This is a genomic window from Tistrella mobilis (genome assembly GCF_041468085.1).
In the GTDB taxonomy this organism is placed as follows: Bacteria; Pseudomonadota; Alphaproteobacteria; order Tistrellales; family Tistrellaceae; genus Tistrella; species Tistrella mobilis_A.
Window position 1 is genome coordinate 4047407 of the sequence record NZ_CP121017.1, and the last position, 14130, is coordinate 4061536.

The window sequence follows — 14130 nt, forward strand, 5'->3', positions numbered from 1 at the left end:
GTCGCCGCTGCATCTGCGGACATCGATACTCTGCTCCAGGGAAGGGTTCGGCGGCCAGTCCACCGGATCGTCGGAAAACTGTCAAGATCGCCCGCCCGGCCTGCCGCAGCATGCGGCGCGGGCGGTTTCCGTCAGGGGGTGACCGCGTCCAGCATGGTGGAGAGCGGATCGGTGGCGCCACCTGCGGGCTCGGCCCCCATGGCGACCGCGATCGCAAGCCCCAGCGCCGAGGCGGCGGGGCCGTGACCGCCGCCATCGGGGCCGGCGCGCAGGTTCATCACCAGGGTCGGGCAGCAGAACAGCGCCAGTTTCACCACCCGTCGCCAGTCTGCATCAAGCTGCCCGCGTGCCGCCAGGGCCTGCAACAGCGGCCGCCAGAGCAGGTCCCCCTTGGCTGCCAGGAAGGCCCGACGCAGGGGACCCGGATCATGATCATGGTCGATGGTGATCCCCCGCCCGTCGGCATCGAGCCGCGCCCGTACGGTGTAGAGCCCCTCCGCCGCCTTGGCGTCGTAGAGCCAGAAGGGATGGGCGAAGATGTTGTGGAAGGTGGTCTTCACCTCGGCCAGCAGGGCCGGCACATGCGCGCCGGCGAAGGCCGGATCGAAAAAGACCAGCCGGTCGGCCATGCCGTCCGTCCCGGTTTCGAACCAGACATTGGCATTATGGGCGTCACCATGGGCAACGACGCCGGCCCCGGCGCAGCGGGCCGGCAGCAGCCGTGCCCGGGCCTCGTCGAACAGCGTCCCCAGGCCGCGGTCATAGGTGATATCGCCCACCGTCCAGCGCAGATCCTTGAGCTGATGCCACGAGAGGGTGAGGTCCGGTGCCTCGGCCCGGCCGCCCAGATGGAAGACGCGCCCCTCGTAGAACCGTGCCATCCGCCCGCCCGGCCGGTCCGGCGCGCCGTGATCGACCAACCGGTCATGGAACAGCCGGTGCAGCGGCTCGGCGGCAGCCTCGTCTGCCGTGATGTCGTGAAGCGTCGCCAGATAGCGGTCGGCGACCAGCCGGTCGGCATCGGCCTGGGCTGCGATCAGCCGGTCGGCCGCAACCGGCGCCGGCCCGCCGATACCGGCCGCCTCCGCCTCGACCGCACGCGCAAGATCCGCCAGCCGCGGCTGATCGCGCCGGGCATAGATCAGGATCTGGCGGCCGACCGCACCCGACGCGACCACCGGCCGATCGACGGGGAAGCCTGCGCCGGCCAGAAGCTCCGCACGATAGTACTCCCCCACCGTCTCGGCCTCGTCCTCCTCCTGGTGGAATTTGAAGAAGAAGGACCGGCCGTCGGCTGCCTCGATGAAGCCGTTGACCGAATTCAGGCTGTAGCCGTCGCGGTTGATGGTCACCCGTGACGGCGTGAAGTCCGCCACCTCGGCCACCAGGCCGGCGATCACCGCCTCGGCCTCTGCAATCCGGCCGGCCCGCGCCAGATTGCGGGCCAGCGCGGTGGGAGCCAGGGCGGTGGAGGACGGAGTGGCGGCGGTCGCGGTCATCGGGCAGGCCTCGGGCTTATGGACGATACCGGCGATTGCCGCCGGCACGCGATGGAAGGATTGATACCGCATCGCCCGCATCCGATCATCACCCGAACGCCGCCCTGTCCTCCAGAGCCCGGGATTGTCTCCCATGTCCGATACCACCGCCTCCGTTCTCTCCCGCTTCTCCCTGGCCGGCCGCAAGGCCCTGGTCACCGGTGCCAGTCGCGGCATCGGCCGGGCCCTCGCCACGGGCCTCGCCGGGGCCGGGGCCGCGGTCGCCGTCTCCGGCCGCGACGAGGCCGCACTCGAAGCGGTGATCGCCCGGATCATCGGCGCCGGCGGCCGCGCGGTCGCGGTACCCTTCGACGTGTCCTCGGTGGAAGAAACGCGCGCCGGCGTGGCCCGGGCTGCCGAAAAGCTCGGCGGGCTCGACATCCTGGTCAACAATGCCGGCATGGAACAGGTCTGCCCCTCACTCGATGTCGACGAGGCCTTGTGGGACAGGATCCAGGACACCAATCTGAAGGGCGCCTTCTTCTGCGCCCAGGCGGCCGCCCGGATCATGAGCGGCGCCGGCGGCGGTGCGATCATCAACCTCTGCTCGCTCACATCGGAAGTGGGCGTGCCGACAGCTGCCGCCTATGGCGCCTCCAAAAGCGGTCTTCTGGGCCTCACCCGCACGCTTGCAACCGAATGGGCGTGCCACGGTATCCGGGTCAACGGCATCGGCCCCGGCTATTTCCGCACCGACATGACCGAAATCTTCTTTGAAGACCAGGCCTGGGCCGACCGCATGCGCGCCGGCATCCCCGCCGGGCGTTTCGGAGAGGTCGACGACCTGATCGGCGCCGCGATCTTCCTCGCCTCCCCGGCCGCGGCCTATGTGACCGGCACCCTGCTCTATGTCGACGGCGGCTACATGGCCGCGATCTGAGGCGCGAGACCGCGGAAGATCACCGTCATCACCTCGTCCAGCGCGGCGGGCGTGCAGCCGGCAGGATGGCTGCGGATCGACCAGGGGTCGCGGAAGCGGGTGGTCATCACCTCGACCAGGGCCGCAACCCGGTCGGGGTCGTCCCGGGCGATGACACCTGCCGCCATCGCCTCGCCGACCGCGCGGGCGAGCATGGCGCGCATGCGGACGAGATGCCCTTCGACCACCGAGAGATCGCGGGCGGCAAGGTCCAGGCAGGCATCGAAGAAGCCCGGATCACGCTCCAGGCGCTGGCGCTTCATGTCCATCTGACATCGGATCAGCCGGGTGATGCGGCCTGCCGGATCGAGACCCGGATCGACCAGGATCGCGGCCATGCCGGTCTCGATGTCCTGGAACCAGTGGTCGGCAACCGCCACCAGCAGCGCATGGCGGCTGGCGAAAAAGCGATAGGCGCCGGATTGCGACATGCCGCAGGCGGCGGCGACATCGGACATCGTCACCTTGTCGGGGCCGTGGCGCCTGAGCAGTGCCTCGGTTTCCGCCACCATGCGCGCGCGCACCGCCTCCGCATCGATCCTGGGTCTCGCCAAGGTGTCCTGTCCCTCCCAGCCGTCAGAGCCACCGCCGCGTGCGCCGGCGATAATCGTCGTAGGCGGCGCCGAACTGCGCCGACATGCGCGCCTCTTCGAACGGAATGTACCAGCGATCGGTGATGAGCACGAAAGCCAGAGCCGGCAGCAGGGCCACCGCCGCACCGGACAACAGGGCCGCACCAAGCAGGATCAGGGCGAAGCCCAGATAGATCGGGTTGCGGGAGATGCGGAACGGCCCGTCGGCCACCATCACATCCGGGTCACGAAAGGTGTTGATGTTGGTCCGGACCCGCCGGAAGAGACGGGAGACCATCAGGGGCAGAGCGATGCCGGCCAGCAGGAGCACCAGGCCCAACAGGTGCCAGGGATCGGACAGCAGCCCCGGCTCCGGCCAGAGCCGCGCCAGAACCGCCATCAGGATCAGCAGGATCAGGACCAGGATCGGGGGCAGCAGCCATGTCATCGCCGTCACCTTCGGGAACGGGGCCTCATGCCCCGGAGGATCTGGCGTCAGTATATTGATAAATTTTTTATTTTATCAATTATCATTTTTATAGGGCCCGAGATCCGTCTCGCGGGCCCGTGGGTGCCGCTTCCGACCCGACTGCCACCTCGGCGGCGATCCTGACCGGCACCGATTTGGCGGCCGGCGTCAGGCTGTCGCGCTCGTGATGCGAGAGCGGCACCAGCACGTTGCATTCAGGGTAATAGGCGGCGAGGCAGCCCTTCGGCACGTCATAGGCCAGCACGGTGAGCCCGGCCTTGCGGCGCGGGATGCCGTCTTCGGCAACGGTGGTCAGGACCACCCGCGCGCCGGAGACCAGGCCCATCCGCTCGATATCCTCGCGGTTCATCATCACCACCATCCGCGATCCGTCGATGCCGCGGAAACGGTCGCGATAGCCATAGATCGTGGTGTTGAACTGGTCGTTGGACCTGAGCGTGATCAGCCGGAAGATCGTGTCGTCGTCATCGGGGTCGAAGCTGGCGTTGAGCGCGGCGGGCGTGCGGAAATTGGCCTTGCCCGTCTCGGTGGTCCAGCGCCGGTCGCGCGCCGCCAATGGCCGGGCGAAGCCGCCGGGGGTGAACATGCGCGCATTCATGTCGTGGAAGTCCTCGGGGAAGGTTCGGGCGATGGCATCGCGGATGCGGCCGTAATCCGCCACCCAGTCATCCCAGGGTACCCGCGCGGTTCCGGACAGCGTCGCCTTGGCCAGTTCGGCGACGATCCGGATTTCAGAGAGCAGATCGGGGCTCGCCGGCCGCGCCCGCCCGCGCGAGGCGTGGATATGGGCGGTCGAATCCTCCATCGTCACCACCTGCGGACCGCCGGCCTGAACATCCTCTTCCAGCCGGCCCAGGCAGGGCAGAAGATAGGTTTCATCCGCCGTCACCAGATGGCTGCGGTTCAGCTTTGTCGCCACATGGACCGCCAGCTTCAGCCGGCTCCAGGCCGGTTCCATCCGCGCATGATCGGGCACCGCCCGCAGGAAGTTGCCGCCAAGACCGATGAAGGCGTCGACGCCGTCCTCCAGCATGGCTTCGCAGGCCTCGACCGTCGTGAAGCCCTTCTTCCGCGGCGGCACGAACCCGTACATCTTGCCCAGCCGGTCGATCGGCACCAGTGCCGGATCGTCGGCGATGCCGACGGTGCGCTGCCCCTGGACGTTGGAATGGCCGCGCACCGGCAGGATCCCGGCGCCGATGCGGCCGATCTGCCCGCGCATCAGCAGCAGGTTGACCAGCATGCCGACGCTGTCGGATCCCAGCCTGTGCTGGGTCAGCCCCATGCCGTAGATCGCGATCGCACGTTCGGCACGGGCATAGATGCGGCCGGCATCCTCAATCGCCGCACGGGTCAGGCCGGCATTGCGTTCGATCTCGTCCCAGCCGGTCCTGCGGACCATCTGCTCGAAGTCCTCGAACCCGTGGCAATGCTCGTCGATGAAAGCCTGGTCGAGCACGCGCGGCTCCCCCGCCGCCTGGGCCGCATCGTCCAACGCCAGCAGCGTCTTGGCCATGCCCGTCATGACGGCGATGTCACCCGCCGGCCGCGGTTGATGATAGCGCGAGGCGAGCCGCGTCGGGCGCCCCGACAGCATCTGTCCCGGGTTCTGCGGATCGACGAAGGTCAGCCAGCCCCGCTCGCGCATCGGATTGAAGACCAGCATCGACACGCCGCGCTCCGCTGCGCGCTGCAATGGGTGCAGCATCCGCGGCGCGTTGGATCCCACATTCTGCCCGAAGGCCAGGATGCAGTCGGTGTGCTCGAAATCATCCAGGTCCACGGTACCGACCGGCACGCCGATGCTCTTCGGCAGCGCCTTCGAGGTCGTCTCGTGGCACATGTTGGAACTGTCGGGCAGGTTGTTGGTGCCGTAGATCCGCGCGAAAAGCTGGTACATGTACGAGGCTTCGAGCGAGGCGCGCCCCGAGGCATAGAACACCACCCGGTCGGGATCGAAGGTCTTCAGCCGGCGGCCGATCGCGGCGAAGGCCTCCTCCCACGAGACCGGCAGGTAGCGGTCGGTTTCGGGGTCGTGGCGCATCGGGCAGGTCAGCCGACCCTCGTTCTCCAGGTCGAAATCTTCCCGGCCCCGCAGCTCCTTCGTGGTATGGCGGGCGAAAAAGTCGGGTGTCGCCCGTTTCGAGGTCAGCTCCCAAAAGGTCGCCTTGGCGCCGTTCTCGCAGAACTCCGCCGGATGCGGCTCGGCCGGCTTGGCCCAGGCGCAGCTGACGCACATGAAGCCGTCGGGCTTGTTCTGGCGCGGCAGTTCCCCGAGCGCACTGCCCCAGACCTGCTGGCGGCTGGCATGGCGGACAAGCGACTGCATTGATCCCCAGCCGCCTGACGGCGCGTCATACGGGTGGTGGCGGAGCGGGCGGGACATGGGCGGAACCTCCATCCGGTTGTCAGACCGCGAGGCCGGCGCTGACCTCTCCGGCGAACCGGTGCCCGCGTCGATGGTTCCGTCAACCCGGAGGTACCGCCTTTGTCACCGGTGCCGCCGCCCGCTCCAGCACCCGGATATGCTGATCGAGCAGAGTGACGGCGCGGGCGCCGTCGCGCGCCTTCAGCGCCTCGAAGATCTGCCGATGGGCAAGATTGGATCCGGGCCGCCAGCCGGCGCCGCGATTGGCCGACAGGATGATCCGCGCATTGGCCAGCTGCAGATCCTCGATCATCGCGATCAGCCGCGGCATCCGGCAGGGGGCGGCCAGTTCGCGGTGAAAGGCGCGGTTGGCCAGTTCCCACTCGGCCATGGTCCGGGCCTCGTCGCCCGCGATCAACGCCCGCTCGATCCGCTCCAGCGCGGCGGCATTCAGCTTCGGCACGGCGTATTTCAGCGCCAGCACCTCCAGCGATGCCCGGATCTCGGTCATTTCCTGCACCGCCGCCGCATCCAGCGGCGCGACCCGCATGCCGCGCCGGGGCTCCGAGACCAGCAGCCCCTGAGCCTTCAGCATCTGAAAGGCCTCGCGCGCCGGCACATGGCTCGCCTCGAATTCCTCGGCAATCCGGTCCTGCCGCACCGGTGTGCCGGGTGCCAGTTCTCCCGAGACGATCCTGTCCCCCAACACCCGGGCGATACGTTCCGCCGTGGTCTCTGCCATGACCTCTCTCATAGATTATCTATGATAATAACGGATGCCTCCGCAAATGCGATTGATATAGTAATCCCAGGAACGGTTCAATAATAGATTATCTATAATCTGACCCTTGGAAGTTTATGTCTCTCTCCACTGGGTCGGATCAAGGAGGATGCCATGCCTGCACAAGTCATCCCTGCCCCGGCAACTGACAGACGGCGCACGGACTGCTGGACGTATGAGGCTGCACGTGAAATTCACGACATGGCCTTCGCCGATCTGATGTTCCGGGCCCAATCGGTGCATCGGGCACATTTCGACCCGAATCGGCTGCAGCTCAGCCGGCTGCTCAACATCAAGACCGGCGGCTGCCCCGAAGACTGCGGCTATTGCAGCCAGTCGGTGCGCAATGCCACGGGGCTGAAAGCCGGACGGTTGATGGCCGTGGAGCAGGTGGTCCGCGAAGCCCGCAAGGCGCGCGACGGCGGCGCCACCCGCTATTGCATGGGGGCTGCCTGGCGGGGGCCCAAGGATCGCGACATGGAAACCCTGGTCGCCATGGTGCAGGAGGTGAAGGCCCTGGGGCTGGAAACCTGCATGACGCTGGGCATGCTCTCCGACGATCAGGCGGATACCCTCGCCGCCGCCGGGCTCGACTACTACAACCACAATCTCGACACGTCGGAGCGTTTCTACCCCGAAATCGTGACCACCCGCAGCTATGCCGACCGGCTGGACACCCTGGCGCGGGTGCGCGCGGCCGGCATCAAGGTCTGTGCGGGCGGGATTCTGGGCCTCGGGGAAACGACAGCCGACCGCATCGACATGATCGTGACGCTCGCCAACCTGCCTGAACCGCCGGAAAGCGTGCCGATCAACATGCTGATCCGCATTCCGGGGGCGAAGCTCGCCGATGCTGATCCGGTCGATCCGTTCGATTTCGTGCGCAGCATCGCGCTCACCCGGATCGTGATGCCGCGATCCCATGTCCGGCTGACGGCGGGGCGCAGCATGATGAGCGACGAGCTTCAGGCGCTGTGCTTCCTGGCCGGGGCCAATTCGATTTTCGTGGGCGACACCCTGCTCACCGCCGCCAATCCGGGCGAAGACCGCGATGCCGCCCTGCTCCGCCGGCTGGGCATGACGGCAGAGACAGCGGGATGATCCTCGCCCGCCATGCCGGCCGGCTGGAGCAGCTGGCAGAGGGCAGCCGCCGCCGGACGCTGATGCCCCGCGGCGGGCTCGATTTCACCTCCAACGACTATCTGGGCCTTGCGGCCGCAGAGCGGATGGCAGCCGCGGTCGCCGAGGCCCTGGCCCGGGGCGTGCCGGTCGGCGCCGGCGGCTCGCGTCTGCTGCGCGGCAATCACGCGGAACACGAAGCACTCGAAGCCGAGGCCGCCCGGTTTTTCGGCGCCGACCGGATGCTGTTCTTCGGCGCCGGCTATGCCGCCAATCAGGCAGTGCTCGCCACCCTGCCCCAGGATGGCGACCTGGTGGTCCATGACAGGCTGATCCATGCCAGCGCCCATAGCGGCCTGCGGCTGGGTCGGGCCGCATCCGTCGCCGTCCCGCACAACGATGCCGGGGCGGTGGACGATGCCATCCGCCACTGGCGCCGGGCCGGCGGCACCGGCCATCCCTGGATCGTGGCCGAAAGCCTCTATTCCATGGATGGCGATACCGCACCGCTCGCCGATCTGGCGGCGATCGCCCGCGCCCATGACGGTTTCCTGTTCATCGACGAGGCCCATGCGACCGGCGTCCACGGGCCGGACGGGCGCGGTCTCGCCGCCGGGCTGGAGGGCCGGCCCGAGGTGATCGTGCTGCACACCTGCGGCAAGGCGTTGGGGGCGGCCGGTGCCCTGGTCGGCGCCGACGCCATCCTCTGCGACTATCTGATCAACCGTGCGAAGCCGTTCATCTACGCAACCGCGCCCTCTCCGCTTCAGGCAGCCGCGGTGCGGGCGGCGCTCCGGATCCTGACCGACGAGCCGGAACGCCGCAGCCGTCTGCATGGCCTGATCGCCACCGCCCATGCCGCCGCCGCCCGGCACGGCTTTGCGACCGGCACCACCCAGATCCTGCCGGTGATCCTGGGCGATGATGCCCGCACGGTCCGCGTCGCCCGACGGATGCAGACCGCCGGCTTCGACCTCCGCGCCATCCGTCCGCCGACCGTCCCCCCGGGCACCGCCAGGCTGCGGATCTCGATCACCCTCAACATCGATGCCGCCGCGATCGAGGCGCTGTTCGCCGCCCTCACCGTCGCGGTGGCAGAGGAGACCACGCCATGACCGGCCATCTGGTCGTCACCGGCACCGATACCGGCATCGGCAAGACCGTGGTCGCAGCCGGTCTCGCCGCCGCCCTCGGCGCCGGCTATTGGAAGCCGGTCCAGTCGGGCCTGGAGGGCGAGACCGATGCGGAGGCCGCAGCCCGGCTCGGCCGACTGTCGCCCGAACGGGTTCTGCCCGAAGCCTGGCGGCTGGCCACCCCGGCCTCGCCGCATCTGGCAGCCGATATCGACGGCGTGGCCATCGATCCGGACGCCATCGACCCGCCGCCGACGGCCGGTCCGCTGGTGATCGAAGGGGCCGGTGGCGTGCTCGTGCCGCTGACCCGGCAGGTGGTCTTCGCCGATCTCTTCGCCCGCTGGCAATGGCCGGTGGTGCTCTGTGCCCGCACCGGGCTCGGCACCATCAATCACAGCCTGCTCTCGCTCGAAGCCCTGCGGGCCCGCCGCGTGCCGGTTGCCGGCATCGTCTTCATCGGCGAGGCCCGGCCCGACAGCGAAGCCGTCATCACGGCCCTCGGCCGGGTTCCGCATCTGGGCCGCCTGCCCCGGCTGGATCCGCTCACCGCGGAAGCCCTGGCGGCCGCCATCCGCCGCGGGATCGATCTCGCCCGCATTGAAAGGATCAGAGGATGACCGCGCCTGCCCCCAACTCGCCGGGCCCCGCCTCTCCTGTCTGGCATCCGTTCCGCCAGCACCTGACCGAACCCGTGATCCGCGCCATCGCCCGCACCGAGGGTGCCCGGTTGATCGATGCCGATGGCCGGTCGATCTTCGATGCGATCTCATCCTGGTGGGTGATCACCCATGGCCATCGCCCGCCCGCGATCATGGCCGCGATCCGCGACGCCACGCTTCGGCTGGACCAGGTGATCTTCGCCGAATTCACCCATCAGCCGGCCGAGGATCTGGCCCGGGGGTTGATCGAGCTTGCCCCGCCCGGCCTTGCCCATGTCTTCTATTCCGACAGCGGCTCGACCTCGGTCGAAGTCGCATTGAAGATGGCGCTGGGCACGTTCCACAACCGCGGCGCGCCGCGATCACGGATCGTGGTCATGGACCACGGCTATCATGGCGATACCATCGGCACCATGTCGGCCGGCGCCCGCGGCGTGTTCAATGCCGCCTATGCGCCGCTGCTCTTCGATGTCGATACCATCCCCTTCCCCGAACCCGGCCGGGAACAGGCGACGCTGGACGCGCTGGAGGGCTTCTGCCGGACCGGCCGCGCCGCAGCGCTGCTGATCGAGCCGCTGGTTCTGGGGGCGGGCGGCATGAAGATGTACCCGCCGCATCTGCTGGCAGACTTCCGCCGGATCACCGAACGCCATGGCACGCTGATGATCGCCGACGAGGTGATGACCGGCTGGGGGCGCACCGGCACGCTCTTCGCCTGCGACCAGGCCGGTATCACCCCGGACATCATGTGCGTGTCCAAAGGCATCACCGGCGGCACCCTGCCGCTGGCGGCAACACTGTGCACCGGCCCGGTTTTCGAGGCGCATCTGTCCACCGACCGCGCCCGGACCTTTTTCCACTCCAGCTCCTACACCGCCAACCCGATCGCCTGTGCGGCAGCACTCGCCAATCTCCGGATCTGGCAGGAGGAACCGGTGGTGGCCCGCATCGCCGCCCTCGCCCGCCGGCAGGAGGCCTGGGTCACCCGCTTCCGCCAGAACCCGCGCTTCCGCAATGTCCGCCGGACGGGCACGATCGCCGCACTCGACCTCGACGTGGCGGAAGCCGGCTACCTCTCGGACGTCGGGCCGAGGCTGCGCACCTTCTTCCGCGACCGCGACCTGCTGATCCGACCGCTCGGCAATGTGATCTATCTGATGCCGCCCTATTGCAGCACGGCAGACGACATCGATCGCGCCTGGGAGGCGATCGCCGAGGCGGCGGAGGTCATTCTGCCCCGGATCCCACAGGCCCCGACCGCAGGGGCCCGCGCCCGAGCCGCCGGATGAGCGGCAGGGCTCCGAGCGCCAGGGCCGCCGCCAGCGCGAAGAACACGCCATAGCCCAGATGCTGCGCCACCACCCCCGCCGTCAGGCCGGCGAGCATGCTCACCGAGGCGTCCATGCACTGGAACAGGGTGAAGTCGACCCCCGCCTGACGGGGATCGGACCAGCGCATGAACTGGGCGTAGAGGGCCACGAAGCCGATCGGCATCACGAAGCAGGCGCCGGCCAGCGCCAACCCCATCGCCGCCTCGCGCGGCAGCAGGGCGGTGCTGGCCTGGACGGCGAACCCCGCCAGTACCAGGGCCTGGAGCAGAACCGCCAGGATCATTACCCGGCCGATCCCCAGCCCGCGGACCAGCGCCCCGCCGGCCAGCGCGCCGGTGAAGCCCAGGACCAGACTGCCCAGCCCGTTGAGCACCCCCACTTCGTCGAGGCCGATGCCCTGGTCGATCAGGAAGGGGCCGACCATGCCCATCGCCGTCTTCTGGGCGATGACGAACAGGGCGGTCAAGATCAACCCGCGCCGCACCTCCGGCCGCCGGAGCGTGACGCGAAGCGACGGTGCATGATCGTTACCCGGCGCCATCCGCCCGGACCGGCGGCGGGCATGGGCAAGGAAGGGCAGGCCAAGCAGGGCCACCAGGGCGGCCATGGTCCAGAGTCCCGCCTGCCACCCGGCCCGGTCGACGATCACCAGCAGCAGCCCGCCGCCGAGTGCTGCCCCGACATAGGCGCCCCCGACCTGGGCGGCATTGCCCCAGCCGAGTTCGGCCTCGCGCAGGCTTTCGACCGCATAGCCGTCGCAGGCGATGTCGACGGTGGCGGTGGCGAAGGCGACCGCCAGCAGCACGGCCAGAACCGGCAGCACCGGGGCCGGCCCGATCACCCCGACCAATGCCAGGCCCGCCACCGAAAAGCCGCCACCGGCCGCGACCATCAGCGCGGAGCGGTCACCGCCGGTTCGCGGCAGGCGCCAGCGCTCTGCCGCCGGGGACCACAGCACCTTCAGCGCCCAGGGCAGTACCAGCAGCGAGAGCAGCCCGACATGATCGAGCGGCAGCCCCTCTGACCTGAGGATCGCCGGCAACCCTGTCCAGGTGACGCCGCCGATCACGCTCTGCGCGACATAGAGCCCGCCGATCGATCCGATCAGCGACCAGAGGCCGCGACGCGCCATCAGAAGCGATAGCGCAGCGAGGTGGTGACGACCCGCCCCTCGTCGCGATAGCAGTAACCGGCGCTGCAGCTCTGGTCGTCGCTGTCGAAGAGATTGCGGGCGTTGAGCTGGATCTCCGCCCCCGGCTGGCCCAGGCTGGCGAGATTGTAGGAGATGGCGGCATCCAGGAAGGCGCGGTCGTCATTCTTGAAGCTGTTGACGTCGTCGCCCCAGCTCTCGCCGAAGTAACGCAGACCTGCGCCCAGGCCCAGACCGTCCAGGGCACCGCCTGCGATGTCGTAATGCACCCAGAGCGAGGCGATATCGTTGGGGGTGGCCGACAGCTCCTTGCCTTCTGCGCCGACGATGCCCTTCTCGATCTTCACCCGCTGATGGGTATAGGCGGCAACCACGCTCCAGCCGTCATCCAGCGACACCACGGCTTCGAGTTCGATGCCGCGGGAATTCATGTCGAGCTGACGCTGCCTGTTGACGCCGGTGGTGGCGTCGAAGACCACCCCGTCTTCCTGGTCGATATCGAACAGCGCCGCCGAAAGCAGGCTGTTGGTGCCGGGGATCTGGTATTTGACGCCGACCTCCTTCTGCACCGCCCGGGTCGGCTCCGCCGCCCGGCCGGTGCCGGCATAGGGGTCGTCATAGACCAGGCCGATATTGGGCGAGAACGAGCTGGAGACGTTGGCATAGGGGGTGAGGCCGTTCTCGAAGGCGTAGGACACGCCCAGCCGGCCCGAGAAGGCCTGGTCTTCCTGATCCGAAACGCTGCGGTCGGCCGCGATGACGCTGGTATCGACCCGGTCGTATCGGCCGCTGGCGAAAACGGTCCAGCCCCCGAACACCATCTGGTCGTGCAGATAGATACCGTACTGGTCGGTCTCCTGCCCGCCACCATAGCCGAGCCGCGCCGCAGCCGCGGCGGCCGACGAGACGGTACTGCCGGCAGACCAGGCATCATAGCTCGCCCGGGTGTAATCGAAGCCGGTGACCAGTTCATGGGTCACGTTGCCGGTGTCGAACACCATCTTGGCCAGGGTATCGACCGTCACGCCATCCATCGCCTCGCGGTAATGCCCCCAATAGGGAAAGGCGAGCCCGCCGACCTGATAGCTTCGGTATTCGAGGTCGGAGGAGACGTCGGTATAGCGCAGCTTCTGCTCCAGGGTCAGCACGTCGTCGACCCGATGGCTGAACTCATAGCCGGCCCGCCACTGGGTCTGGTCGAAATCATTGTAGTCGGGATCGCCGGCATAGCGGTGAGAGGCGACCCCATAGCTGGGATTGTAGAAGACCGCGGTCCCGCCCACCGTCGCATCCGAATATTCCCCAAGAAGGGTGAGCTGCGTGTCCTCGTCGAAGCGGATGGTCGCGGCCGGCGCGATCAGGGTCTTGTCGTCGGGATAGCCGTCGAGCGTGGTGTCGCTCTCGCGGGCGAGCCCGGTGAGACGATAGAGGACACGCCCCTCGTCATCGACCGGCCCCGACAGGTCGAAGGCCGCCTGGCGCCGGTCATCGGTGCCGCCCAGCAGTTCGATCTCGTGGAAGGGCTGATCCTTCGGCCGCTTGGTGACCAGATTGACCAGCCCGCCCGGACCGCTGACGCCATAGAGCGACGAGGCCGGCCCCTTGAGGATGGCGACGCCTTCCACCGTATAGGGATCGTTGCGGAACCAGGCCGACGGACCGTTATATTGCCGCAACCCGTCACGGAACATGCCGGTGTAATGGGCGGGGAAGCCGCGCAGCTTGAAGGCGTCATAGCGCGTGTCGAAACCGAAGGTGCCGGTATCGACCCCGGCGGAATAGCTGATCGCCTCGTTCAGCGTCCGCGGCTTCTGATCCTCCATCTGCGCCTGGGTGACGGTCGAGACCGCCTGCGGAATCCGGGCGATCGGCGCATCGACCTTGGTCGCCTGCTGGCCCTGGATCGCGACATAACCGTCCTGCCGCAGCGTCTCACCGCTTTCGGATTCCACCATCAGCGGCGCCAGCATCGTGGCGCCGTTTTCCGCAGCGACGGAAAGAGACGGGGCGATCAGTGAAATCGCGGCGGAGGCAAAAAGAAGGCGGTGCATCGTCATATCCCGATACCAT

General features: G+C 68.2%; 12 protein-coding genes. 5 read left to right on the forward strand and 7 right to left on the reverse strand.

What is annotated here, in order from left to right; all coding sequences use genetic code 11:
* Positions 1-131: 131 nt before the first annotated feature.
* Positions 132-1400: a hypothetical protein gene (locus P7L68_RS23800; protein WP_372006941.1), complete on the reverse strand. Its 1269-nt coding sequence runs from the start codon at positions 1398-1400 to the stop codon at positions 132-134.
* 232 nt (positions 1401-1632) lie between these two features.
* Between P7L68_RS23800 and P7L68_RS23805 the strand changes: the two genes are divergently transcribed.
* On the forward strand, positions 1633-2418 hold the full coding sequence (locus P7L68_RS23805; RefSeq protein WP_372002255.1) for an SDR family NAD(P)-dependent oxidoreductase: 786 nt from the start codon (positions 1633-1635) through the stop codon (positions 2416-2418).
* Here the strand turns inward: P7L68_RS23805 and P7L68_RS23810 are convergent.
* The 4 genes from P7L68_RS23810 to P7L68_RS23825 form a co-directional block, all read right to left on the reverse strand.
* Positions 2400-3011 carry a TetR/AcrR family transcriptional regulator gene (locus tag P7L68_RS23810; protein WP_372002257.1) on the reverse strand — a complete coding sequence of 204 codons (612 nt, stop codon included), beginning with the start codon at positions 3009-3011 and terminating at the stop codon, positions 2400-2402. The two genes, P7L68_RS23805 and P7L68_RS23810, sit on opposite strands and share 19 nt — an antisense overlap.
* 22 nt (positions 3012-3033) lie before the next feature.
* Positions 3034-3477 (reverse strand): isoprenylcysteine carboxylmethyltransferase family protein, encoded by a 444-nt coding sequence (locus P7L68_RS23815; RefSeq protein ID WP_372002259.1) that lies wholly within the window; start codon positions 3475-3477, stop codon positions 3034-3036.
* A gap of 88 nt (positions 3478-3565) precedes the next feature.
* Positions 3566-5905, reverse strand: a complete 2340-nt coding sequence (locus P7L68_RS23820) for an FdhF/YdeP family oxidoreductase (protein WP_372002260.1) — start codon at positions 5903-5905, stop codon at positions 3566-3568.
* Between the two features lie 82 nt (positions 5906-5987).
* On the reverse strand, positions 5988-6629 hold the full coding sequence (locus P7L68_RS23825) for a GntR family transcriptional regulator (RefSeq protein WP_372002262.1): 642 nt from the start codon (positions 6627-6629) through the stop codon (positions 5988-5990).
* A 153-nt stretch (positions 6630-6782) separates the two neighbouring features.
* Here P7L68_RS23825 and bioB point away from each other — a divergent pair, with 153 nt between their 5' ends.
* Genes bioB through P7L68_RS23845 form a run of 4 tightly spaced genes read left to right on the forward strand, consistent with a single transcriptional unit; the run spans position 6783 to position 10868 of the window.
* Complete coding sequence (gene bioB, locus P7L68_RS23830) at positions 6783-7769, forward strand: biotin synthase BioB (RefSeq protein ID WP_372002264.1); 987 nt, start codon at positions 6783-6785, stop codon at positions 7767-7769.
* The gene (locus P7L68_RS23835) at positions 7766-8902 is read left to right on the forward strand and encodes an 8-amino-7-oxononanoate synthase (protein WP_372002267.1); all 1137 of its coding nucleotides are present in this window, start codon (positions 7766-7768) and stop codon (positions 8900-8902) included. The genes bioB and P7L68_RS23835 overlap by 4 nt, the downstream gene beginning before the upstream one ends.
* Positions 8899-9537: a dethiobiotin synthase gene (gene bioD / locus P7L68_RS23840; RefSeq protein WP_372002268.1), complete on the forward strand. Its 639-nt coding sequence runs from the start codon at positions 8899-8901 to the stop codon at positions 9535-9537. The genes P7L68_RS23835 and bioD overlap by 4 nt, the downstream gene beginning before the upstream one ends.
* Positions 9534-10868 (forward strand): adenosylmethionine--8-amino-7-oxononanoate transaminase, encoded by a 1335-nt coding sequence (locus tag P7L68_RS23845; RefSeq protein ID WP_372002270.1) that lies wholly within the window; start codon positions 9534-9536, stop codon positions 10866-10868. The genes bioD and P7L68_RS23845 overlap by 4 nt, the downstream gene beginning before the upstream one ends.
* On the opposite strand, the gene P7L68_RS23850 is transcribed toward P7L68_RS23845, so the two are convergent.
* Both P7L68_RS23850 and P7L68_RS23855 read right to left on the reverse strand, forming a co-directional pair.
* Positions 10807-12042 carry an MFS transporter gene (locus P7L68_RS23850; RefSeq protein ID WP_372002271.1) on the reverse strand — a complete coding sequence of 412 codons (1236 nt, stop codon included), beginning with the start codon at positions 12040-12042 and terminating at the stop codon, positions 10807-10809. The two genes, P7L68_RS23845 and P7L68_RS23850, sit on opposite strands and share 62 nt — an antisense overlap.
* Positions 12042-14111: a TonB-dependent siderophore receptor gene (locus P7L68_RS23855; RefSeq protein WP_372002273.1), complete on the reverse strand. Its 2070-nt coding sequence runs from the start codon at positions 14109-14111 to the stop codon at positions 12042-12044. Before P7L68_RS23855 ends, P7L68_RS23850 begins: the two co-directional genes overlap by 1 nt.
* Positions 14112-14130 lie beyond the last annotated feature (19 nt).